We start from the raw sequence: 22,772 nt of genomic DNA on the forward strand, positions 1-22,772 counted from the left end.
GCTCCGGCTTCATCCACGCAAGGAGAACAGCGGCGCCACCGACGCCAGCCGCTCGGGGTGGCGGGCCTGTTCCAGCCAGGCCTCGACCGGACCGGCGCCGAACCTCGGCGCCGCGATCGCGGCAAATCGCTGCACGACTTCGTCGGCCGTTATGGGATTCTGCGGACAACCCTTCGGATGCTCGACGAACTGCTCGACCCGACTGCCGTCCTTCATCGTGATGGTGACGCGCGCCGGCACCGCCTCGGCGGTCGTCAACGCCTCGACCCGAGTGTCGACCACGCACCGGGTGCGCGCGGACAGGTCGCGGATGCCGGGGTCGTCCAGGTATTGTTCGAAATCGTCGACCGACAGCGTCAACGGCCCCTCGCGGCCAGGCGCCAGCGCCACGGCCATCGCCGCCGCGAACGGCGTGCTCAGTTGCGCCTGCTGGTAATCGACCGGCCGGTTGGCCGCCAGTTTGCTCATCATCGCGCCGTGCACGCCCAGTTCCATCGACGCCACCTGTTCGATCCGCGCGCCCGCGCGCGCCAGCATCGCCGCGCCTTCGATCGCCGCCTGCATGCGCACGCTGCCGGCATGCGGCTTGAGCGAGATCCATTCGGTGGGGAAATGCCGGCCGAGGTCCTTGACCGCGGTGGAAGGATCGAAGCGATCGGAGAAAGCCCGGCCGAAACCCTGGCTGCCTTCGATCGCGTCGTGCGGACCGGTCAGTCCTGCGCGTGCCAACAGCGCCGCCTCGATGCCATTGGCGGCCGCCTTGCCGGCATGGAAGCGCTTGATGTCGGACCCCGACACGAAGAACTGCGACAGGCCGCAGGCGAAAGTAGCGGCAATGCCCAGCGCATCGCGCAGGCGCTCGGCCGGCAGCCGGAACAGGCGCGCGCTGGCCACGGCCGCGCCCAGCGCGCCGCAGGTGGGCGTTCCCTGGAAGCCGCGCAGCGAATGCTCGGGCTGGATCGACATGCCGACACGGATGGCCACCTCGTAGCCCGCCAGCACCGCGGTCAGCAGTTCGCGGCCGCTGGCGCCGGCGATCTCGGCCGCGGCCAGCGCCGCGGGCCAGATGCATACGCCGGGATGAATGATGGCGGCCACATGGGAGTCGTCCCAGTCGAGGCCGCCCGCGGCCGTACCGTTGATGAAAGCGGCGCGCCCGGCCTCGACCCGCTCGTCCGCGTACAGGAGACTGGCGCAGTCGGGGCCGGAGGCAGAACCGAAAACCTGCCTGGTCGCGCTCGTCCACGGTTTGTCGCGTCCGACCGCCGCCGCGCGGAACATATCGATCATCAGCACCGGCATCAGGGCCTGGACGGGCGGCGGTACCGCATCCCATTCGAGTTCGGCGGCGAATTGCGCCAACGCATGGGTAACGGCGATGGACGGGGGCTGGGCAGGATTCATGATGACGGCTTCAGGCAAAAGGACAGGGCTGGGCGCATGGCGCGGAAACTCACTCGGGCTTGATGCCGGCGGCCTTGACCACCTCGCCCCAACGATCGTAGTCGGCCCGCAGGTAGGCCGTCAGGTCCGCCGGCGTGCCGCTCAGCAGGTCCACCCCTTCCGCATTGAAGCGCTTGATGGTGTCGCGGTTGGTCAGGACTTTGGTCGCGGCGGCATTGAGCTTGTCGACGATTTCCTTGGGCAGGCCGGCGGGTCCCCACAGGCCCCACCACTGGTTGGCCTCGAAGCCCGGCAGACCGGACTCCGCGATGGTCGGCAGCCCCGGCGCGAGCGGCGTCGGCTTCAGGCTGGTGATGGCCAGGCCGTTCAACTTGCCCGCCTTCACCATGGGCGCCACGCTGGCGTAGTTGGAAAACAGCACCGAGACCTGGCCCGCGGCCGTGTCGGCCACCGCCGGCGCCGCGCCCTTGTACGGCACATGCAGCATTTTCACGCCCGCCTGCTGCATGAACATCTCTCCCATCAGGTGGCTGAGCGTACCGACCCCGTTGGAGCCGAACGCGATCTTGCCCGGCGCGGCCTTGGCGGCCGCGATCACATCGCCCACGGTCTTGTACGGCAGCGTGCCCGTCACCACCAGCTCGTTGGTGGCGTAGCCGACCAGGGAGATGGGCGTGAAGCTGGTGAACGGGTCGTATGGCCGCTTGGCCGTCAGGTGCGGGTTGATCGACATCGTGCTGGACGAGGTCAGCAGCAAGGTATAGCCGTCCGGATTGGCGCGCGCCACATAGCTGGTGCCGATGGCGCCACCGGCGCCCGCGCGGTTGTCGACGATGAATGTCGCGTCCATCTCCTTGCCCAGTTCCTGGGCCATCAGGCGGATCACGACGTCGGCCGCGCCACCCGGCGGGAAGGGCGTAACCAGGCTCACCGGCCGGCTGGGATAGGCCTGGGCATGGGCCGAGGCCCCTGCCGTCAACACGGCCGCGGCGAACAGGGTTTGGATCGTACGTAGGGGGATGCTCATGATGTATCTCCTGGAGGAACGGCGACAGGGCGCCATTCGGGCGACAGGGTGCGTGGCCCCGCCTCGGTCTTTGTCTGTCGGAGCGATGATTGCATATTTATGCACAAACCTGCAATAAAGAAAAACCACATGGAGGCGAGGCCGCGGCGGAAAACCGCTAACATTTCACCTGCGCGCCACACACGCGGCGCGCAGCCCCTGCTTTTCTCCGACACGCTGTCAGCCCCCACTCCGGAACATGTCGACCGCCCAACGTCCGCGCAGCGAATCCCGCAAAGCCGTCGTGCCCGAGCTGGCCGGCCGCATCCTCGCCCACGCCAGCGCCCAGGGACTGTCGGCCGGCACGCACCTCACGGCCCAGTCGCTGGGAGACCATTTCGGCGTATCGCGATGGACCGTCAGCCAGGCCCTGCAACTGCTGGCCGACAAAGGCGTGCTGCGCCACGAGGCCAATCGCGGCTATTTCCTTTCCGACGCCGAGCTGGCGGCCCCCGAACAGCTCGGCCTGAGCACCCAGCCGGAACTGACCCGCGTCTACTTCCAGATCGCCGAAGACCGGCTGCGCGGCCAGCTCAAGGACCGCGTCACCGAAACCTACCTGCGCCAGACCTACCAGTTGACGCACCGGCAACTGAGCGAGCTGCTGCGCAAGATTTCGCGCGAAGGCTGGGCGGAGCGGCGCATCGGCTACGGCTGGACCTTCTCGCCCATCCTGCGCACGCCGGAGTCGCTGGAACAGACCTACAGCCTGCGGCTGGCGATCGAACCGGCCAGCCTGCTGGAGCCAAGCTTTCACCTCAGCCCCGAGGCGGCCGCCCGGCTGCGGGAAGTGGAAGGCCAGATCCTGGCCGGCGGCGCCGAGACCATGACGGCCGACGAACTGTACGAACACGCGGTGAAATTCCACGAGACCCTGGCCGAAGCGTCGCAGAACCCGTTCTTCAGCGACGTGCTGCGACGGGTCAACAGGGTGCGCCGCCTGCTGGTATACCGCGCCATGGTCGACCGCCAGCGCTATTACCGCCAGGCGCGGGAGCACCTGCACATCCTCGATCTGGTCGAGGCCGGCCGCAATCGGGAGGCGGCCGACGCCATGCGCGACCACCTGCAGGGCGTGGTGGTCAACCTGCGCGCCGCGCGGCCCGGCGGCGACACGCCTATAATCGAGGATCTGCCCCCGGGCAGCTAGAATTCGACTCCCAGCTTCCGCTTTACCACCGGCTTGAATCCGTCCGCCTCGTCCGCTTCGCCGTCCGCCCTGCGCATTTTCCGGGGCCTGCCGCCGCCTTCGCTGCGCCGTCCGTGCGCGCTGGCGATCGGCAATTTCGACGGCGTGCACCGCGGCCACCAGGCCATCCTGGCCCGGGTGCGCGAAGCGGCCCGGGCCCGGGGACTCGTGCCGACGGTCATGACCTTCGAGCCCCATCCCCGCGAATTCTTCGCCGAACTGCACAAACGCCCCGAACTGGCCCCCACCCGCATCGCCGGCTTGCGCGACGAGCTGTGCGCGCTGGCCCGCTACGGCATGCAGCACGTGGTGGTGGAGCGTTTCAACGCGCGCCTGGCCTCGATGCCGGCCCAGGCCTTCATCGACCAGTTGCTGATCGAAGGCCTGCACGTGAAGTGGCTGCTGGTGGGAGACGACTTCCGTTTCGGCGCCCACCGCACCGGCGACATCGCCCTGCTGCGCGCCAGCGCCGCGCGCCACGGCTTCGAGGTCGAATCCATGGAGTCGGTCACCGACCAGGGCCAGCGCATCTCCAGTTCCGCCGTCCGCACCGCGCTGGCGGTCGGCGACCTGGACCGCGCCGCCGAGCTGCTGGGCCACCCCTACAGCGTCAGCGGCCACGTCATCCACGGCCAGAAACTGGGCCGCACACTGGGTTTCCCCACGCTGAACCTGCGCGTCTCGCGCCGCTGCCCGGCCCTGTCCGGCATCTTCGTGGTGCAGGTGCACGGACTGGCCCCCGACCCCTTGCCCGGCGTCGCCAGCCTGGGGGTGCGCCCCACGGTGGACGACAGCGGCCGGGTCCTGCTGGAAGTCCACGTGTTCGATTTCAGCGGCAACGCTTACGGTAAACTCGTACAGGTGGAATTCCTGAAGAAACTGCGCGACGAAGAAAAATTCGTCGATCTGCCGACCTTGAAGGCGGCGATCGAGGACGACGCGCGCCAGGCTCGCGCTTATTTCGCGTCCAGCCATCTGGGCCAGGCCGACCTGGCCACCTCCGCGACGGATCGAATTTAGGGGTCCCCCCTACGCGCTGACGCGCGCCCCCCCAGGGGGCGATGCGGGTGGACCGGCGGAGCCGGATCCACCGCATCCTGGGGTACTGCCAAGCTGGCGGCCCGGCCCACGATATTTGTGAAGCTTGCCTGCCCCGCGGACGGGGCTGATGTGCAAAATCCTGTGTTTCCATGGACTACAAGAAAACTCTCAATCTTCCCGATACTCCGTTCCCCATGCGCGGCGATCTCGCCAAGCGCGAGCCCGGCTGGGTCGCGGCCTGGGAAGAGAAGCACCTGTACCAGGCCATCCGCGCGGCCAGCGCCGGACGGCCGCGCTTCGTGCTGCATGACGGCCCGCCCTACGCCAACGGCGACATCCACCTGGGGCACGCGGTCAACAAGATCCTGAAGGACATCATCGTCAAGAGCCGCACGCTGGCCGGCTTCGATGCGCCCTACGTACCGGGCTGGGACTGCCACGGCATGCCCATCGAGATCCAGATCGAGAAGAAATACGGCAAGGGGCTGCCGGTGGCCGAGGTGCAGGCCAAGGCGCGTGCCTACGCGACCGAGCAGATCGACCGGCAGCGCAAGGACTTCAAACGCCTGGGCGTGCTGGGCGACTGGGACCACCCCTACCTGACCATGAACCCGCGCAACGAAGCCGACGAGCTGCGTGCCCTGGGCGCCATCCTGGAAAAAGGCTTCGTCTTCCGCGGCCTCAAGCCCGTGAACTGGTGTTTCGACTGCGGCTCGGCGCTGGCCGAGGCCGAGGTCGAGTACGCCGACCGCACCGACCCCGCCATCGACGTGGCCTTCCCCTTCGCCAATCGCCCCGCGCTGGCCAAGGCCTTCGGACTGCCTTCGATCGACGAGGAAGGCGCCATCGTCATCTGGACCACCACGCCGTGGACCATCCCCTCCAACCAGGCGCTGAACGTCCACCCCGAGATCGACTACGCGCTGGTGCGCGTGAAGACGCCTCAGGCCTGGGGCACGCTGCTGATCCTCGCCCGCGAGCGCGTCGAGACCTGCCTGCAGGCCTGGGACCTGGAAGGCGAGATCGTCGCCACCTGCAAGGGCCTGGCGCTGGACCACATCGCCTTCCACCATCCGCTGGCCCGCAAGGACCCGGGCTACGACCGGCTCTCGCCCGTCTACCTGGGCGACTACGTGACCCTGGACACCGGTACCGGCATCGTGCACTCGGCGCCGGCCTACGGCATCGAGGACTTCGTCTCCTGCAAGAGCAACGGCATGCCGGACGCGGACATCATCAGCCCGGTCATGGGCGATGGCCGTTATGCCTCGACGCTGCCGCTGTTCGGCGGCCTGACCATCTGGGATGCCAATCCCCGGATCGTCGCCACGCTCGAGGAGGCCGGCACGCTGCTCAAGGTCGAGAAGCTGCGTCACAGCTACATGCACTGCTGGCGCCACAAGACCCCCATCATCTACCGCGCGACCAGCCAATGGTTCGCCGGCATGGACATCCTGCCCGCCGAAGGCGGCGGCACGCTGCGCGAACGCGCGCTGGAAGGTATAGCGGCCACCGGCTTCTATCCGTCCTGGGGCAAGGCGCGGCTGCATGCCATGATCGCCAACCGGCCCGACTGGACGCTGTCGCGCCAGCGCCAATGGGGTGTTCCCATGGCCTTCTTCGTGCACAAGGAAACCGGCGAACTGCATCCGCGCACGCCCGAACTCATCGAGCAGGTCGCCCAACGCATCGAGAAAGACGGTATCGAAGCCTGGCAGTCGCTCGACCCGCGCGAACTGCTGGGCGACGAGGCCGACCTGTACGAGAAGAACCGCGACACGCTGGACGTCTGGTTCGACTCCGGCACCACCCACCAGACCGTGCTGCGCGGCTCGCACGCGGCCGACGGCGCCTGGCCCGCCGATCTGTACCTGGAAGGCTCGGACCAGCACCGCGGCTGGTTCCACTCGTCGCTGCTGACCAGTTGCATGCTGAACGGCACGCCGCCCTACAAGGCCCTGCTCACCCACGGCTTCACCGTGGACGGACAGGGCCGCAAGATGAGCAAGTCGCTCGGCAACACACTGGCGCCGCAGAAGATTTCCGACACGCTGGGCGCCGAAATCCTTCGCCTGTGGATCGCCAGCACCGACTACTCGGGCGAGTTGTCGATCTCGGACGAGATCCTCAAGCGCGTGGTGGAATCGTATCGACGCATCCGCAACACGCTGCGCTTCCTGCTGGCCAACCTGAGCGACTTCGACATCGCCACCCAGGCCGTGCCCGACGCCCGGATGTTCGAGATCGACCGCTATGCGCTGGCCATGACGGCCCGCCTGCAGGAAGAGATCACGGCACTGTACGACCGCTATGAATTCCACCCGGCCACGGCGCGGCTGCAGACCTTCTGCTCCGAGGACCTCGGCGCGTTCTACCTCGACATCCTGAAGGACCGCCTCTACACCACCGCACCCGGCAGCGTGGCCCGGCGGTCGGCGCAGACCGCGCTCTGGCACGTCACGCAGGCGCTGCTCAAGCTGATGGCGCCCATCCTCTCGTTCACCGCCGAGGAAGCCTGGGCGCTGGTCAAGCAGGATGCGCTCACCATCTTCACGGAAACCTTCCACGCCGTGCCGGCCCAGCCGGACGCCGAGGCCCTGCTCGAGAAATGGAGCCGCCTGCGCCACCTGCGCGGGGAAGTCACCAGGAAGCTGGAGGAAGTCCGCGCGGCGGGCGGCATCGGCTCCTCGCTGCAAGCCGAAATCGACATCCACGCGCCGGCCTCCGACTACGCGCTGCTTGCCAGCCTGGCCGACGACCTGCGCTTCGTGCTGATCGTCTCGCGCGTGGGCCTGCATGCCGCCGAGGGCGAACTGCGGATCGACGTCGCCCCGTCGGGCCACAAGAAGTGCGAGCGCTGCTGGCACTGGCGCGAGGACGTGGGCATCGATCCCGGGCAGCCCGAGATCTGCGGCCGCTGCGTCGCCAATCTCGAGGGCACGGGCGAACCGCGCGAGTTCGCCTGATGGGCGCGCCTGCCCAGCGTTCCCGGCTGGCCTGGTGGCTGGCCATCGCCGCGCTCATCATCATCGCCGACCAGATCACCAAGGTCGCGGTGGACAAACTGTTCGCCTACGGCGAGCGGCTGCCCCTGCTGCCGGTGCTGGACCTCACCCTGCTGTACAACCGCGGCGCGGCCTTCAGCTTCCTGGCCGGCGCCGATGGCTGGCAGCGCTGGTTCTTCACCATCCTGGCGCTGGGCGTCTCCGGCTTCATCGTCTGGATGCTGTCCCGCCCCGGCCACCAGCGCCTGTTCTCGTGGGCCCTGACCCTGATCCTGGGCGGCGCGCTGGGCAACGTGATCGACCGCTTCATCCACGGCCACGTCATCGACTTCGTGCTGGTGCACTACGGCAACTGGTTCTTCCCGGCGTTCAACCTGGCGGACTCGGCCATCACGGTGGGCGCGGTGCTGCTGATCCTCGACGAGATCAAAAAGAAGAAGCCCACGCGCTGAAAGGAAGCGCCGCCGGGGAAGCCCATCCCCTACGCCCCTCGGGCGCTCCCTCAACGGGGCGGCGCTGGCGGACCGGCAAAGCCCGATCCGGGGCGGACGTGGCCGCGCGCGGCCGGGAGCGGCACAGGGGGGGCCGTATAATGAATCATTCCAACCCTCCCCTACCGGCCCCATGTCCGACCTCGCCAACAAGCGCCTCGTCCTCGGTATGACCGGCGGCATCGCCTGCTACAAGATCTGCGAGCTGGTGCGGCGCCTGACCGAGCGCGGCGCGACGGTGGACGTGGTCATGACCGAGGCCGCGACGCACTTCGTCACACCGGTCACGATGCAGGCGCTGTCGGGCCGGCCGGTCTACGTGGACCAGTGGGATGCGCGCGTGCCCAACAACATGGCGCACATCAACCTGACGCGCGGGGCGGACGCGGTGCTGATCGCCCCCGCCAGCACCGACTTCCTGGCCAAACTGGCGCACGGCATGGCCGACGACCTGCTGACCACGCTGTGCGTGGCCCGCGCCTGCCCGCTGCTGGTGGTGCCGGCGATGAACCGCGAGATGTGGGCCAATCCGGCCACCCAGCGCAATGCCGCCCAGTTGCGCGCGGACGGCGTCACGCTGCTGGGCCCGGCCGAAGGCGACCAGGCCTGCGGCGAGGTCGGTTCCGGCCGCATGCTGGAACCACACGAGATCCTTGAAGATCTGATCGCCCACTTCCAGCCCAAGGTGCTGGCCGGCAAGCGGGTGCTGATCACGGCCGGCCCCACGTCCGAGCCCATCGACCCGGTGCGGGTATTGACCAACGTGTCCTCGGGGAAGATGGGCTATGCCATCGCGCGCGCGGCGCGCGAGGCCGGCGCCGAGGTCATGCTGGTGTCCGGCCCCACCGCGCTGGCCGCGCCGCGCGGGGTGCGCCGGATAGACGTCCAGACGGCCCGCGACATGCTCGCTGCCGTCATGGCGGGCGTGCCGGATGCCGATATTTTCGTGGCTGTCGCCGCGGTGGCGGACTGGCGGGTCAAGGAAGCCAGCGCCAGCAAGCTGAAGAAGACCGACGGCGGGCCGCCGTCGCTGGAATTCGTGCAGAACCCCGACATCCTGGGCACCGTCGCGGCCCTGCCGCGGCCGCCCTATTGCGTGGGCTTCGCCGCCGAGACCGAGGACCTGGCCCGGCACGCCACCGAAAAGCGCGCGCGCAAACGCGTGCCGCTGCTGGTGGGCAACCTGGCCCAGGACGCGCTGGGACGCGACGACACGACCCTGGTACTGTACGACGATGCCGGCGAACATCCGCTGGCCCGCCTGTCCAAGCTCGCGGCCGCGCGGCAGCTGGTGACAGAAATCGGCCGGCGCACCGGCTCGTGAACGATCCGAGGAAGACCGTCATGCCTTTCGACGCGGAACCCCCCAACGGCGACTACGCCGCCTACATCGACAAGATGGTCAATCGCGGCGCCGGCACGCCTGGAGAGCAAGGCCTGCTCAAGACCGGCACCGGCGGCTTCCGGCCCGCGCTGCGGTTGCCGGGCGCGCAGAAGGACACGCGCAGCCCGGGCCAGCAGTACAGCTCCGGCACGGGCATCCCGTCCGCCCCCACGGCGCCTGCCGCGCCCTCGGCCAACATGCCGGCCGGCGTCAGCGAGCCGGCCTCGCCCGCCACGCTGGCGGCCCAGGGCAACAGCGCGATCAAGGGCACCGTCCAGATCCTGCTGGGCGGGCTGTTCGGCGTGCTGGCCGCCAGCAGCATCGGCGCGGCGCTCATGGACGACGATCCGCTCGAACCCTTCAACATCGTCCGCACCATCATCCTGTTCATCATCGCGCGCTCCCTGTTCCGCCGGGGCCGCCAGACGCTGCGCGGCGCACAGGGCATTCCCGGCACGACGCTGCCGCCCTTCGTGCCGCCCAACCGCAATCAACGTTCCTCCCATCGCAACGCATGAAATCCGTAGACCTGAAGATCCTCGACGCGCGCATGCGCGACTACCTGCCCGCCTACGCCACCCCGGGATCCGCCGGCCTGGACCTGCGCGCCTGCCTGGAAGCCCCGCAAACCATCCAGCCCGGCCAGACCGTGCTGGTGCCGACCGGCCTGGCCATCCACATCGCCGATCCCGGCTACGCCGCGATGATCCTGCCCCGCTCGGGCCTGGGCCACAAGCACGGCATCGTGCTGGGCAACCTGGTCGGACTGATCGACTCCGACTACCAGGGCCAGTTGATGGTCTCGACCTGGAACCGCGGGCAGGAAGCCTTCGTGCTCCAGCCCATGGAACGTCTCGCGCAGATGATCATCGTGCCGGTGGCCCAGGTCAGCTTCAACGTGGTGGACGACTTCACGGAATCCGACCGCGGCGCGGGCGGGTTCGGAAGCACCGGCAAGCATTGATGTAGATGGCATCCACGACCAAGGCCGGACCGGCGCGGCCCGACGCGGACCTGGAAGCCGTCCGCATCTACGAAGCGCTGCGCAAGCGCATTTTCCAGGGCGGCATCCGCCCCGGCGACGAACTCAACCAGGTCCACATCTCCCAGGAGTACGGCGTCAGCCGGACACCGGTGCGGGAAGCGCTACGCATGCTCCAGGCAGACGGCCTGGCCGAGGCGCGGTTCAAGTACCGGATGACGGTGACGCCGGTCACTGCCGAGGAAATCGACCAGATCTACGGCCTGTGGATCGCCAGCCAGGCCGTCGCCACGCAGATCGCCTTCAGCCGGCTCACGCGCGCCGATCTGGCCGCGTGCCGCAAGGTGCTGGAGAAGATGTCGCGCCTGAACGGCGAAGTGTCCTCGCAATGGCGCGCCCTGCACGAGGAGTTCCACGCCATCCTCAACCGCCCGGCCGGCAAGATCTTCTGCGAGAAGATCGAGGAGTATTGGCACCGCACCGAGCGCGCCCGCTTTTCGCTGGAACAGACCTCGCCCTCGCTGTTCGGCGACGACCGCGCGGACCATGGCGGCCTGCTCCAGGCCTACGAGACCGGCGACATCAGGGCGGCCCAGCGCATCAACACGCACCAGCTCGTGCGGTCGGCCACGGCCTCCATCGGCATCATCGACCCCGGCTACACCCCCGTCTGCATCCGGAATGCCCTGGAAGCCTTGCAGATCGCACTCTGACCCGCGTCAATCCATGAAGCGGCCGCCGGACATGTTCAGTGTCTCGCCGGTGATGTAGCCGGACTGGCGCGACGCCAGGAACAGCGCCGCCGCCGCGGCCTCCTGCGAACGGCCGACGCGTCCCACGGGTATGCCCTTGACGACGTGGGCGAGTTCTTCGCCGGTCTTGTGGACCTGCACATCGAACAGCGCCGTCGCCACGACATTCACGGTCACCCCCGAAGGCGCCAGTTCCGCCGCCAGCGAACGCGAGAAAGCGATCAGCCCCCCCTTCGCGGCCGCATAGGGACTCACGCCAGGATGAACGCCGGTCTTGCCCGACATCGAGCAGAACGACAGCAGCCGCCCGTACCCCCGCCCGGCCATGCGCCGCGCCGCCTCGCGCAACAGCAGGATGGGCAGCAGCAACTCGTCGCGGAGGACCCGGCCATAGACCTCGTGCTCCAGGTCGAGAGCCTTGCCCACCGACACCGGCGGCGACACATAGGCGACCACGTCCAGGGGACCATTGGCGGCCTCGCAGCCGTCCAGAAAGGCGGCGATGGCCGAGGCATCGTCGACGGCGTGGGGAGGCACGCGGGATCCTCCCTGCCCTTCGGCGGTCAGATCGCTCGCGTGCACCCTGGCGCCGTTCGCCTCGAAACCCCGGACCACCGCGGGCCCCACGCCGGCCCCGGCCCCCAGCACCAGCACCGACAGGCCGGCCACGTCGGCCACGGGCGGGAAAGATTGCTTGTCTGCCTGCATGGTTCTATTCCTGCATCTTGATGTTGTACTTGGCGATGACCTCGCCATAGCTGCGGAACTCCCGATCGACCACCTCGCGCATCTGCGCCGTGGTGGACGGCCGGACGGTCAGCCCGAACTTGTCGAGCTCGCTCCGCACGTGCGGCTGTTCCACGCTGGCACGGATATCGCGGTACAGCTTCTCGGCGACCGGCTCCGGCACTCCCGTGGGCAGCATGAAGCCGTACCACGCCTCGGTCGAGAATCCCGGCACGCCCAGTTCGCCGAACGACGGAATGTCAGCCGCGTGGGAGTTGCGCTGCGGGGCCGCCACGCCCAGCGCCTTCAGTTGGCCGGAGGCCAGGTAAGGCTTGACGGTATGCGTGGCGACGAAGAAGGCATCGACCTGGCCGCCGATCAGGTCGGTCACCGCCGGGGCCGTTCCCTTGTAGGGCACGTGGAGGAACTCGGTCCCCGTCATCTGCTGCATCTGGGCCAGGAAGATATGGGAAGGCGACCCCATGCCGGCGCTCGCGAATGCCAGCTTGCCCTTGTTCGCCCTGGCATAGTCCAGGAACTCGCCCAGGGTGTTGAACGGCGATTTGGCCGACACCACCAGCGTCATGTCGCCATAGCCGGCGATCAGCAGCGGCTGGAGGTCGCGCATGGGCACGAAGGCATCCGACTTCATCAAATGGGCCGTGACCGAGATATTGGTCGCCATGACGCCGACGGCATAGCCATCCGCGGGCGCCTGCGCCACGGCCTGGGCTCCGACGTGACCGGACGCGCCCAGCCGGTTTTCCACCACCACCGGCACTTTCCATTGCCTGGCCAGGTCTTCGGCCACCAGGCGGGCCAATCGGTCGGGCCCGGTGCCCTGGGTGAACGGCACGATGAACCTCACCGCCTTGGCGGGAAAATCCATCGCAAGGCCCGGCGCCGCCGCGGCCAGACAGGAAAGCAGGACGACGAACCTGGAGACGATACGCACTAGCATGGCAAGCACCTCTCAAGAAACACGTTGTACGGCATCACACACATCCACCCGGCCCGGATCTCCCGGCAGGCGGTCCTTCAGCGAATCATGGTCGCGTCGATCAACGCCCCGACGTCCCGGCACGCATCCAGCTCCATGATCGCGGCAGCCAGGGTATCGGCGCCGGCCGACCGTTGCGCGCCGACGTTCTCCCGGAATTTCTGCAGCAGCGTGCCGATCGGCATGGCGGCACCGGCCGTGCCGGGCGCGGGTTCGCTGCCACCGCGGTAGAGCCGGCCGTCGCCGTCCTCCAGGATCACTTCGGCAAGCAGATTGGACGGCGATGGCCGTGCCGCGCGCAGGATCTCGACGCGGCCCGACAGCAGGGCGCGCAGGGCGGGCGCATCGCGCGCCGGCGCCTCGAAACTGTGCGGACCGATCTCGCCGTTCGTCAGCGCGGCCGCGACGATGTAGGCCAGCGAATGATCGGCGGCCTCGCGCGTGCGCGGCTGGAACGGGTCCGTCCGGATCGCGTGCAGATGTTCGTAGACACCGGGATCGGCATGCACCTTGACATGCGCGATGACGTCCGGCGTTCTCCCCCCCTCCAGCAGGGCCGCGCGCGCCCTCAACGCCGACTGGATCGCGCTCTGCCCCCGGGAGCCGACGGGCCAGCGCTTGAAGCTGCCGGCGCCTATGCCTTCGAAGCGCCGTATCCGCGCCAGCCGGGACGAAGCCTCGCCGGCCTCCTCCCGCGTGACGCCCAGCTTCGCGAAAAACCCGTGGCGGCCCTCGAAGGGGCGCACCACGCCCTCCACGCCGCACAGGGCCAGATAGCATGCCTGGACCGACTGGCGAACGCCGTCGCTGCCGTTGAAACGCTTCCACATGGTCAGTTCGCCATGGGCATCGGGCTCGGACGACTCCACTTCGTTCGAGGGATAGTGCGCGTTCACGGCAATCGAAAACGCATGGCGCAGCTGGGCCCGGTCCAACGCCAGCAGATCGGCCACGGCGGCCACCGCCCCCAACGAGGTGATGCACGGGTAGTCCCACCCCTCGCGCTCCGGATCCAGGCAATCGCTCATCGCCACGATCAGTTCGTAGCCGACGCACAGCGCCCGGATCACGGCCGGGCCGCCGGCCCCCTCCGCCTCCGCGACAGCCATGACGCCGGTGACGATATCGCTGGGATGGGCGCCGCCCTTCGTCCCGAAGTAAAAATCGTTGAAGTCGTAGGCCCGCAGCGGCGCGCCATTGAGCAGGGCCGCGTGCTCGGCGTTCACCCGCTCGCCCGTGCCCCAGAGGCGCGCGCCGCCCGGGACCGGAAAACGCCCGGCGAATTGCCGCGCGCGGCGTGAAGCGCGATGTTCCAGCGCCCCCAGTACCACGCCGAAAGTATCGAGTACGATCTTCCGCGCCGACTCCCTGCAGTGGTCGTCGATATCGAACGTCCGGGCCTCGACGCAGAAACCGGCCAGTTGGTCCAGGAAAGCGTCGGTAGGCGAAATGGCAGTCATGCACCGCTCCTTTGCAGTGGACAGGTCAACGGGTGATGGCGTACTTCTGCGAACCAAGGCGGGAAATGCCCAGCTCCAGGACCTCGCCACCCCGCAGATAGCGTGGCGGCTGCATGCCCAGCCCCACGCCGGCCGGCGTGCCGGTGGTGATCAGGTCGCCGGGCAGCAGCGTCATGAACCGGCTAACGTAGCTGACCAGATGCCGGCAGCCGAAAATCATCCTGCCGGTATTGCTGTCCTGCACACGCTGGCCATCGACCGAAAGCCAGATGTCCAGCGTCTGGGGATCCCCGATTTCGTCCGCGGTCACGAGCCAGGGGCCGATGGGGCAGGCACGATCGAAGTTCTTGCCCTTGTCCCACTGTCCGCCGCGCTCCAGCTGGAAGGCGCGGTCCGACAGGTCGTTCACGGCGACGTAGCCGAACACATGACCGAGCGCGTCGTCTTCGGACACCGACCGGCACGTCGCGCCGATCACGATGCCCAGTTCCACCTCCCAGTCCATCTTCTCCGCGCCGGCGGGCCGGGGCACGTCGTCGTACGGTCCCGACAGGGTCGAGGACGCCTTCATGAAGATCACGGGTTCCGCGGGCTCGGGCAGTCCGGCCTCCGCGGCGTGATCGGAATAGTTCAAGCCGATGGCGACGATCTTGCCGGGCCGCGCCAGCGGCGCGCCCAGGCGCGGCCGGCCCTCGACCCGGGGCAGCCGCTCCACGTCGACCGCGCCCAGGCTGGCCGGCAGGCCTCGCGCCAGGACCTGCGGATCGATATCCGCCAACAGGCCGGAAAGATCGCGCAAGCCTCCCTGCGCATCCAGCGCGCCGGGGCGTTCGTGGCCTTCCAGGCCGTATCTCACCAATCTCATGTCTCGTTCCAGTCAGTAGATGAATGCCAGATTGGCCTGCCATCCGGCCATGTCGAGCAACCGGATGCGCTTCTCGCATATCCGGAATCCCCGCTCCACTTCGCGCAGCGCGTAGTCCACGCCGGCAACGATGGGCCGCACCTCGCCCAGCCCCACCTGGAACCAGTCGCCGGCACGGGTCTCATAGATCAACTGGCTGGTCGACACCCGCCACAGTCCGTCGCGCTCCTCGGCCATGACATTGGAGACGAAGTGCCGCGTGCGCGAGGGCGGCTGCTGGGCGGGAAACCAGTGGTGCATGAGGTGGTGCACGCGCTCCTCGCGAGCGGCCTTGTTGTCGTTAACGATGTCCGCCTGCCTGCCCGGACGCGGTTCCTCGGTCAGAGGCACGACGTACAGGCCGTCGTCGTCGAAAAGTGCCAGCCAGGCTTCGTATTGCTTGTCGTCGAGCAGCTTCGCTTCCCGAAAGACGAATTGGGAGATGTCTTGCAGCATTGATCTGTCCATGGTCGATGCATTCATCGCGATTCAGGCCCCCTGCCCCATCAGGCGCCGCCATTCGCGCCACAACGCCCGCTGCGGCGCCTCGCTCGAAGGCAGGCCGCGATAGTCGCCTTCCCCGGTCTGCTCGTCGGTGTCCATGCCGCGATCGAACAGCAGCCATTCGACGCGGTCGGCGCGCAGGCCCTGCGATACCCGGGCGAAGATCTCCGTGTCGTCGACCATGCCGAAACCCGACGGCCCGTAGAAACGTTCCTGGCTGCGCAGCATGCCGGCGTTGAAGGCATCCGGCGCGCCCTCCAGCTCATACGGATAGATGAGCACCTCGGTCTCGTCCACGGAGATAGGACGCCAGACCCGGATCTGCTGGTGGATCATCCCCATGCTGGGGAAGACCGTGGAAGTGGCTTTGGCGGCGATGCGCTCGAAGGCCTCCTGCCCATGCTGCGCATGCAATCCACGATAGAGGTCCCCGAACTCGCCATCGAGCAGGCCGTCCGTGTCCGCGGCGGGAACCTGCGCGAAACCATGGCCGTACCGGCACGACCGGGTAGTCCCGCGAAAGCGCTGCTCCCGCATTTCGCGCGTGCTCCGGCCCTTGTGGACGCCGAAGTCGCCGGTGCTGTCCCCGAACTTGGCCTGCAGTTTTACGAAGGCGCCATGGGTGTGCATGAAGTGATAGGCATCGACGATGTTCTCGGCCTGCAGCTTCCAGTTGCCGGGATAACGGCAGACATAGGGCGTGGAGGCGATCGCGATGCGGCCGGTGGGCGACAGGTCCAGTTTCGCGTCGATGATGTGCTTCATGCTGCCGAGATAGGTTTCCAGCGGCACGATGTCCGGATCGAGCGAGGCGAAGACCAGGCCGCGATAGGACCCCAGGCGCGGCACCGGCTCCAGCCCCTCCGGCTGCTCGAAGTCCGGCCCGTAGCCGCCCGGATCGTTGCGCTCGGACACGAGACGAGTCTTGCCCGACAGATCGAAGACCCACCCGTGATAAGGGCAGCGCAGCTCCTGCACGCATCCCGCGGCCTCGCGCAGCAGCGCGGCGCCGCGATGCACGCAGCGGTTGAAGAAGGCATGCAGTTCGCCCTCCTTGCCGCGCACCACGACGATGGGCTGGCGGCCCACCTGCGCGGTCTTGAAGCTGCCCGCCGACGGCAGTTCGGTCTCGTGCCCCACGTAGACCCAGGTGCGCTCGAAGACCCGGCGCATCTCCAGGTCGAAGACGTCGCGATCGGTATATGCCTCGGTCCTGACGAGGAACTGCCGCCCCGGTTTCTCGCGGACGTAATCGTCGGGATCGATGTCGTATGTCCTTCCCATGCCTGCTCCAGGTGACGCCCCTGCGCGCGCCGTTAGAAAACAAGCGGACAAGCCTTTCCCCTGCCCGGCCCGAAGGGCCAGCACATGTGCCATGAGCAAGGATCGCTGTCGCTTGCGCGAAAAAGTGGATACACTTTTAGTCTGTTGTGAGCACGATCATTTGTCAACCACTTTTGTCGTCGCGCTGCGATGACGCATGGAGGCGAACATGTCCAAAGTCCTGCGCAGGGTCATCGCGGAAAGAAAGACGGTCTTCGGGGGATGGTGCGCGCTGCCATCGATGTTCGGCGCGGAACTCATGGCGGCAACGGGACTGGACTACGTCTGCGTGGACCAGCAGCACGGCCTGATCGACTATGCCGATGTCACGCCCATGTTCACCGCCATCGAACGCGCCGGCGGCATTGCCGTGACACGGGTGCCGGCCTCGGCCGACTGGATGATCGCCAAGGCGCTGGACGCCGGCGCGCAGGCCGTGATCGTGCCGATGTGCGAGACGCCCGCCCAGGCGGCCGCCGCGGTGGCCGCCTGCCGCTACCCGCCCGCCGGCATCCGTTCCTACGGCCCCATCCGGTCGGCGCTGGTGCGCCAGGCGCGCGATACCGCCACGCTGGGCGACGAGCCCATGTGTTTCGTGATGATCGAAAGCCGCCGGGGGCTCGACAACCTGGAAGCCATCGTCGCCACGCCGGGCCTGGACGGCATCTATGTCGGGCCCGCCGACCTGGCGCTGGGTCTCGGACTGGAGCCCGACCTCGACAAGCCGGAAAAGGAACATGCCGACGCGGTCTCGGCCATCCTCCAGGCCTGCCGCCGCCATGGCCGCGTGGCCGGCATCCAGTGTTCCGGCGGCGCCTCGGGCCGCCGATACGCCGACCAGGGATTCGGCTTCATCACCATCGCAAAAGACAGCGCGCTGCTCCAGGCGGGCACACGGCAGGAACTGGCTCGGGCTCGCGGCGACGCGGCCAATCCCGCCGCATCGGGCTACACCTGAAGCGGCCGTCGCGAGATCTCCACATGGCAAAAAATTTACCCGGGTAATATTGCAATTCTATTTTTACCCGGGTAAATTAGCATCACTTTATTTTTTTGTGGTGAATGCCATGCCTGCCCTGACCTGCACCGCCTTCAACGGCCATGGACTGCTCGCGAGCGGCCCCCTTCGCGATGTCGCGCTGGCCGTCCACCGCGCGCCGCGCGGCGCCCCCGTTCTCATCTTCGACGATGCCACGGGGAAGTCCTTCGACATCGACACACGGGGCTCCGAGCACGACGTGCTGGCCCGCCTCGGCCCGATGCCTTGCGCCGCCCCCGAGGCGGCCGCGACCGCCGAGGAAACCGCGGCGCCCCGAGGCAAGGGGCGGCCCAGGCTGGGCGTGGTCGCGCGCGAAGTCACCCTGCTGCCCCGCCACTGGGACTGGCTGAACGCCCAGCCGGGCGGCGCCTCGGTGGCGCTGCGCAAGCTGGTGGAGGAAGCGCGCCGCGCCCACGCGGACCAGGACGGCCAGCGGCGCGCGCGTGAAGCGGCCTACCATTTCATGTCCGCCATGGCGGGTGACCTGCCCGGGTTCGAGGAAGCCGCGCGCGCGCTATTCGCGGGCGACGGCGAGCGCTACGCGGCGCTGCTGGGCGGTTGGCCCGCCGACGTCCGTGACTACGCGCTGCGCCTGGCGGCTGGCGCTACCCCTCGATGACGGCCACGACCTGGCCTTCCTCGACCGGGTCGCCCTCGCCCACCCGCAGCTCCAGCACCGTCCCGGCAGCAGGCGCCGGGACGGGAATCTCCATCTTCATGGACTCCACGATCAGCAGCGCCGCCTCCACCTCCACGTTCGCCCCCACCGAGGTCTCCACCTTCCACACGGTACCGGTGATCTCCGATTGCACTTCGATACGCGCCATGGCGCCTCCCCTGTCGATATCCGCCGGGCTCACGCGGCGTTCGCCGCGGCAGCCGTCTTCATGTCCCGCACGACCTCGGCCGCCAGGCCGGTGTCGATATCCGCGTTGACGAACCGTTCGTTGCGCAGCAACGCGAGGACGAACGGAATGTTGGTCTTGACCCCTTCGACCACCGTGGCGCGCAAGGCCCGTTCGAGCGCCGCCAGCGCGCGGGGACGGTCCTCGGCATGCACGATGAGCTTGGCGATCATGGGGTCGTAATACGGCGTGACGCGGCTGCCCTGGGCATAGCCGGTCTCCACCCGTATGCCGGGACCGGACGGCCACTCCAGCTTGGCCAGCGGCCCCGGCGAAGGCAGGAAGCGCACCGGATCCTCGGCATAGATGCGCGCCTCGATCGCATGGCCGTTCAGGCCGACCGCAGGCGGCAGCACCGCATCGAGCCGCTCGCCCCACGCCAGCCGTACCTGGGCCTGCACGAGGTCGATGCCGGTGACCGCTTCGGTCACCGCATGCTCGACCTGCAGGCGGGTGTTCATCTCCAGGAAATTGAAGCCGCCCTCGCCGTCGTACAGGGTCTCGACCGTGCCGATCACGTCGTAGCGCATGTCGGCCAGGATGCCGGTGACGCGATCTGCCGCGGCATCCAGCGCGGCACGCGGCAGGCCAGGCGCCGACGCCTCCTCCACGACTTTCTGGTGGCGCCGCTGGACCGAGCATTCCCGCTCGTACAGATGACGCACGTTGCCATGCCGGTCGGCCAGCATCTGGAACTCGATATGCCGGGGCCGCTCGACCAGCCGTTCCAGGTAGAGGTCGGCACAGCCGAAGCTGCGTTGGGACAAGGAACGCGCCTGCGCGACGGCGGCCAGGAGCTGGGCGTCGTCATGGGCGGCCAGCATCCCGATGCCGCCTCCGCCGCCGGCGGGCTTGACCAGCACCGGATAGCCGATGCGCCGCGCGGCCGCGAGGGTCGCCTGGGCGTCGTCGTCCAACAGCCCGGAGCTCGGCCCCAGCGGCATGCCGCGCGCGGCCATCAGATCCCGGGCCCGCGTCTTGTGGCCCATGGCCTCGATCCAGTCCGCGCCCGGTCCGATGAAACCCGCGCCCTGCGCGGCCACGCGGCGCGCGAAGCCGGCGTTCTCGGACAGGAATCCATAGCCGGGATGCAGGCCGTCGGCCCCCGTCTCGGCCAGCACGGCAAGCAGCGCATCCTGGTTCAGGTAGCTGGCGCGCGCATCGGCCGGGCCGATCGCGCGGGTCTCGTCGGCCCACGCCAGGTAAGGCAGGTCGCGATCCGCCTCGGAGTAGACGGCAACGGTCCGGACGCCGAGCTGCTTGAGCGCGCGCAGCACACGGGCCGCGACCGCGCCGCGATTGGCCACCAATACTTTATCGAACATGGCGGCCGCTCCTCATGCCGGTTCCCGGGGCGCGCCGCAGGCCACGATACCGCGCTCCACCAGGGCATCGATCTCGCGCGGCGACAACCGCAACTCATCGGCCAGCACCTGCCGGGTGTCCTGGCCCAGGTCCGGGCCGGTATGCATGATCTGTCCGGGGGTGTCGCTCAGCCTGGGCACGATGCCGGGATGGTGCAGCGAGCCCAGCTCGGGATGCGGGATCTCCGGCAACATGCCGCGCGCCGCGAACTGGGGATCCTCGAAGATGTCGGCCATCGTATAGACCCGCGACACAGGCACTTCCGCATCGAGCAGCATGCGCTCGATCTCACTGCCGTCGTGCTGCAGCGTCCACTCGCTGACGACGCGGTTGCAGTAGGGGATGTTCGATCCGCGCGCGCGGATCGAACTCATGCGGGGGTCCTCGATCAGGTCGGGTCGGCCCATGACGGCGATCAGCCGCTCGAAGGTGGGATTGCTGTTGGCGGCGATCAGCACATAGCCGCCGTCACGAGTGGGATACAGGCTGTTGGGCGCCATGTTGGGCAGGTTGGGCCCCACCCGCGTGGGAATCAGGTCCAGTGTCTTGAAGGCGGGCACATAGACTTCCATCTGCGTGAAGGCCGTCTCGTACAGCGCCACGTCCACCACCTGCCCCTTGCCCGTGCGGGTCCGGTTCAGCAGCGCCGAGACCGCGCCGAACGCGGCATGGACCGCCGACAGGTAGTCGGTCGTGGCCACCGCCACGCGCGCCGGCGGCCGGTCGGGATCGCCGGTCAGGTGGCGCACGCCGGCCATGGCCTCGCAGATCGCGCCGTAGCCGGGCCGCATCCGATAGGGACCGGTCTGGCCGTAGCCGCTGATGCGCACCATGACCAGGCCCGGGTTGTCGCGCGACAGGTCCTCATAGCCCAGCCCCAGCCGCTCCATCACGCCGGGCCGGTAGTTCTCGACCAGCACGTCGGTCTTGGCCGCCAGCCGCCGCACCAGGTCCCGGCCCTCATCGCTCTTCAGGTCGATCACCATCGCTCGCTTGTTGCGCAAGGCCGTGGCGGCGTATAGCGACACGTCGCCCACGTGCTTGCCCATGTTGCGCAGCGGATCGCCGCCGGGCGGCTCGATCTTGATCACGTCCGCGCCGAAATCCGCCAGGATGCGCCCGCAGGCCGGGCCGGCCACCGTGGAGCAGATCTCGATCGCCTTGTAGCCGCTCAGCGGGCCGGGATGCCCGGTCAGCCTGGCATTGCTCATTTGCCCGCCCCCAGCAGGCCCAGCCTGGCGACGATCTCGCGCATGCCCTGGTACTCCTCTTCGTAGAACCGCGCCGCGTCGCGATGCCCCATGAAATTGGGCCGGCTCTGGTTGGTCTCGGCCAGTTGCTCCCACATCGGCGACTGGCTCATGCTCCGGCACATGTCTTCCCAGTACTGGATCTGGTCCTCGGAGATGCCTTTGGCGGCGACGATGCCCAAGGCCGAACTGAACGTCGAGTCGATGCCCTGCTCCTTCCACGTCGGCACGTCGGCGAACTGGCCGCCCAGCCGCTGGCCCGCGCTGACCGCGAGCACCCGGATCTTGCCCGCCTTCTTCAACGCGATGACGTTGGGCGTGGTCGCGGCCACCACGTCCAGGTGGCCGCCCACCAGCGCGACCATGGACTCGGCCGAGGACTTGAACGGCGCCACCACGAGTTTGCGCACGTCCACCCCCGCCGCGCCCAGCGCCTTGGCCGTGCCGATGTGGATGTGGTTGCCGATGCTGGTGGCCACGCCCATGCGTTGGCTGGTGGGATCCTTGCGCAGCCGCTCGACCAGGTCGGCCGCGGACTGTACGGGCGACTCCGTACGCACCGCCGCCACCACGAATTCGTCCTGGATCACGGCGATGGGGGTCAGGTCCCGATGGGGCAGGATGTCGAGGTTGCCCGTCAGGTAGCTCGAAATGTAGCCGTGGGAATTGATCGACAGATAATGCGGATCGGCGCGCTTCTGCAACAGCACCTCGAAGGCGATCTTGCCGTTCGCGCCCGGCTTGTTGGTGACCAGGAAGGCACGGCCGCCCGGCACATGGCTCTCGTCGTAGAACTGCTTCATCGCCCGGCCGGTCTGGTCCAGCGCGCCGCCCGGCCCGGCCGGCACGACGAACTCCACGTTCTGGTCCGGCCGCCAGGCGGCCCACGTGGGCCGTGCCGCCGCCCCCAGCAGCAATCCTCCCATGCCCGTCCCCAGCGCGGCGATGGCGCGGCGGCGGCCCTGATAGATAGTCTCCATGC

General features: G+C 68.4%; 22 protein-coding genes. 10 read left to right on the forward strand and 12 right to left on the reverse strand.

All coding sequences use genetic code 11. The annotated features are described in order from the left end of the window. Positions 1-9 precede the first annotated feature (9 nt). Both AC1Q6E_RS14660 and AC1Q6E_RS14665 read right to left on the reverse strand, forming a co-directional pair. On the reverse strand, positions 10-1,404 hold the full coding sequence (locus tag AC1Q6E_RS14660; RefSeq protein ID WP_492573007.1) for an MmgE/PrpD family protein: 1,395 nt from the start codon (positions 1,402-1,404) through the stop codon (positions 10-12). Between the two features lie 49 nt (positions 1,405-1,453). Further along, positions 1,454-2,431 (reverse strand): Bug family tripartite tricarboxylate transporter substrate binding protein, encoded by a 978-nt coding sequence (locus tag AC1Q6E_RS14665; RefSeq protein WP_296559225.1) that lies wholly within the window; start codon positions 2,429-2,431, stop codon positions 1,454-1,456. Between the two features lie 238 nt (positions 2,432-2,669). Here AC1Q6E_RS14665 and AC1Q6E_RS14670 point away from each other — a divergent pair, with 238 nt between their 5' ends. From AC1Q6E_RS14670 to AC1Q6E_RS14705, 8 genes are all read left to right on the forward strand, one after another. Beyond that, on the forward strand, positions 2,670-3,620 hold the full coding sequence (locus tag AC1Q6E_RS14670; protein ID WP_152797441.1) for a GntR family transcriptional regulator: 951 nt from the start codon (positions 2,670-2,672) through the stop codon (positions 3,618-3,620). 33 nt (positions 3,621-3,653) lie between these two features. Next, positions 3,654-4,679, forward strand: coding sequence for a bifunctional riboflavin kinase/FAD synthetase (locus AC1Q6E_RS14675; RefSeq protein WP_296559222.1), 1,026 nt, complete (start codon positions 3,654-3,656; stop codon positions 4,677-4,679). 170 nt (positions 4,680-4,849) lie between these two features. Beyond that, positions 4,850-7,666, forward strand: a complete 2,817-nt coding sequence (gene ileS / locus AC1Q6E_RS14680) for an isoleucine--tRNA ligase (protein WP_492573008.1) — start codon at positions 4,850-4,852, stop codon at positions 7,664-7,666. Further along, positions 7,663-8,157, forward strand: coding sequence for a signal peptidase II (gene lspA, locus AC1Q6E_RS14685; RefSeq protein WP_492573070.1), 495 nt, complete (start codon positions 7,663-7,665; stop codon positions 8,155-8,157). The genes ileS and lspA overlap by 4 nt, the downstream gene beginning before the upstream one ends. A gap of 172 nt (positions 8,158-8,329) precedes the next feature. After that, positions 8,330-9,520, forward strand: a complete 1,191-nt coding sequence (coaBC, locus tag AC1Q6E_RS14690) for a bifunctional phosphopantothenoylcysteine decarboxylase/phosphopantothenate--cysteine ligase CoaBC (protein ID WP_296559192.1) — start codon at positions 8,330-8,332, stop codon at positions 9,518-9,520. 20 nt (positions 9,521-9,540) lie between these two features. Then, positions 9,541-10,098 carry a phage holin family protein gene (locus AC1Q6E_RS14695; protein ID WP_152797445.1) on the forward strand — a complete coding sequence of 186 codons (558 nt, stop codon included), beginning with the start codon at positions 9,541-9,543 and terminating at the stop codon, positions 10,096-10,098. Next, a complete protein-coding gene (gene dut / locus AC1Q6E_RS14700; RefSeq protein ID WP_124690302.1) occupies positions 10,095-10,544 on the forward strand; it encodes a dUTP diphosphatase in 450 nt (149 codons plus the stop codon). Before AC1Q6E_RS14695 ends, dut begins: the two co-directional genes overlap by 4 nt. 5 nt (positions 10,545-10,549) lie before the next feature. Continuing rightward, positions 10,550-11,275, forward strand: coding sequence for a GntR family transcriptional regulator (locus AC1Q6E_RS14705; RefSeq protein WP_152797446.1), 726 nt, complete (start codon positions 10,550-10,552; stop codon positions 11,273-11,275). Between the two features lie 6 nt (positions 11,276-11,281). Here AC1Q6E_RS14705 and AC1Q6E_RS14710 read toward each other — a convergent pair whose 3' ends face one another. The 6 genes from AC1Q6E_RS14710 to AC1Q6E_RS14735 all read right to left on the reverse strand — a co-directional run bounded on the left by AC1Q6E_RS14710 (position 11,282) and on the right by AC1Q6E_RS14735 (position 17,192). Further along, a complete protein-coding gene (locus AC1Q6E_RS14710) occupies positions 11,282-12,022 on the reverse strand; it encodes an SDR family NAD(P)-dependent oxidoreductase (protein WP_152797447.1) in 741 nt (246 codons plus the stop codon). A 4-nt stretch (positions 12,023-12,026) separates the two neighbouring features. After that, entirely contained in the window at positions 12,027-13,001 is a 975-nt protein-coding gene (locus AC1Q6E_RS14715; protein ID WP_152797448.1) for a Bug family tripartite tricarboxylate transporter substrate binding protein, read from the reverse strand. A gap of 77 nt (positions 13,002-13,078) precedes the next feature. Beyond that, positions 13,079-14,500 carry an MmgE/PrpD family protein gene (locus tag AC1Q6E_RS14720; protein ID WP_296559186.1) on the reverse strand — a complete coding sequence of 474 codons (1,422 nt, stop codon included), beginning with the start codon at positions 14,498-14,500 and terminating at the stop codon, positions 13,079-13,081. 25 nt (positions 14,501-14,525) lie between these two features. Further along, complete coding sequence (locus AC1Q6E_RS14725) at positions 14,526-15,365, reverse strand: fumarylacetoacetate hydrolase family protein (protein ID WP_296559184.1); 840 nt, start codon at positions 15,363-15,365, stop codon at positions 14,526-14,528. Positions 15,366-15,377: 12 nt separating this feature from the next. Continuing rightward, positions 15,378-15,860, reverse strand: a complete 483-nt coding sequence (locus AC1Q6E_RS14730; protein WP_296559182.1) for an aromatic-ring-hydroxylating dioxygenase subunit beta — start codon at positions 15,858-15,860, stop codon at positions 15,378-15,380. Positions 15,861-15,893: 33 nt separating this feature from the next. Continuing rightward, the gene (locus AC1Q6E_RS14735; protein WP_492573009.1) at positions 15,894-17,192 is read right to left on the reverse strand and encodes an aromatic ring-hydroxylating oxygenase subunit alpha; all 1,299 of its coding nucleotides are present in this window, start codon (positions 17,190-17,192) and stop codon (positions 15,894-15,896) included. Positions 17,193-17,400: 208 nt separating this feature from the next. Here AC1Q6E_RS14735 and AC1Q6E_RS14740 point away from each other — a divergent pair, with 208 nt between their 5' ends. Both AC1Q6E_RS14740 and AC1Q6E_RS14745 read left to right on the forward strand, forming a co-directional pair. Beyond that, positions 17,401-18,189, forward strand: a complete 789-nt coding sequence (locus AC1Q6E_RS14740) for an HpcH/HpaI aldolase family protein (RefSeq protein ID WP_296559179.1) — start codon at positions 17,401-17,403, stop codon at positions 18,187-18,189. A gap of 109 nt (positions 18,190-18,298) precedes the next feature. Then, positions 18,299-18,889 carry a DUF2239 family protein gene (locus AC1Q6E_RS14745; RefSeq protein ID WP_152797454.1) on the forward strand — a complete coding sequence of 197 codons (591 nt, stop codon included), beginning with the start codon at positions 18,299-18,301 and terminating at the stop codon, positions 18,887-18,889. On the opposite strand, the gene AC1Q6E_RS14750 is transcribed toward AC1Q6E_RS14745, so the two are convergent. Genes AC1Q6E_RS14750 through AC1Q6E_RS14765 form a run of 4 tightly spaced genes read right to left on the reverse strand, consistent with a single transcriptional unit; the run spans position 18,876 to position 22,770 of the window. Then, complete coding sequence (locus tag AC1Q6E_RS14750) at positions 18,876-19,097, reverse strand: acyl-CoA carboxylase biotin carboxyl carrier protein subunit (RefSeq protein ID WP_152797455.1); 222 nt, start codon at positions 19,095-19,097, stop codon at positions 18,876-18,878. The genes AC1Q6E_RS14745 and AC1Q6E_RS14750 overlap by 14 nt on opposite strands. Before the next feature lie 29 nt (positions 19,098-19,126). Next, the gene (locus AC1Q6E_RS14755) at positions 19,127-20,500 is read right to left on the reverse strand and encodes an acetyl-CoA carboxylase biotin carboxylase subunit (protein WP_152797456.1); all 1,374 of its coding nucleotides are present in this window, start codon (positions 20,498-20,500) and stop codon (positions 19,127-19,129) included. Positions 20,501-20,512: 12 nt separating this feature from the next. After that, positions 20,513-21,751 carry a CaiB/BaiF CoA transferase family protein gene (locus tag AC1Q6E_RS14760; protein ID WP_492573010.1) on the reverse strand — a complete coding sequence of 413 codons (1,239 nt, stop codon included), beginning with the start codon at positions 21,749-21,751 and terminating at the stop codon, positions 20,513-20,515. After that, positions 21,748-22,770 (reverse strand): tripartite tricarboxylate transporter substrate binding protein, encoded by a 1,023-nt coding sequence (locus AC1Q6E_RS14765; RefSeq protein WP_152797458.1) that lies wholly within the window; start codon positions 22,768-22,770, stop codon positions 21,748-21,750. Before AC1Q6E_RS14765 ends, AC1Q6E_RS14760 begins: the two co-directional genes overlap by 4 nt. Positions 22,771-22,772: the final 2 nt, after the last annotated feature.

The organism is Pigmentiphaga sp. MLSB6-MA01 (assembly GCF_058793475.1).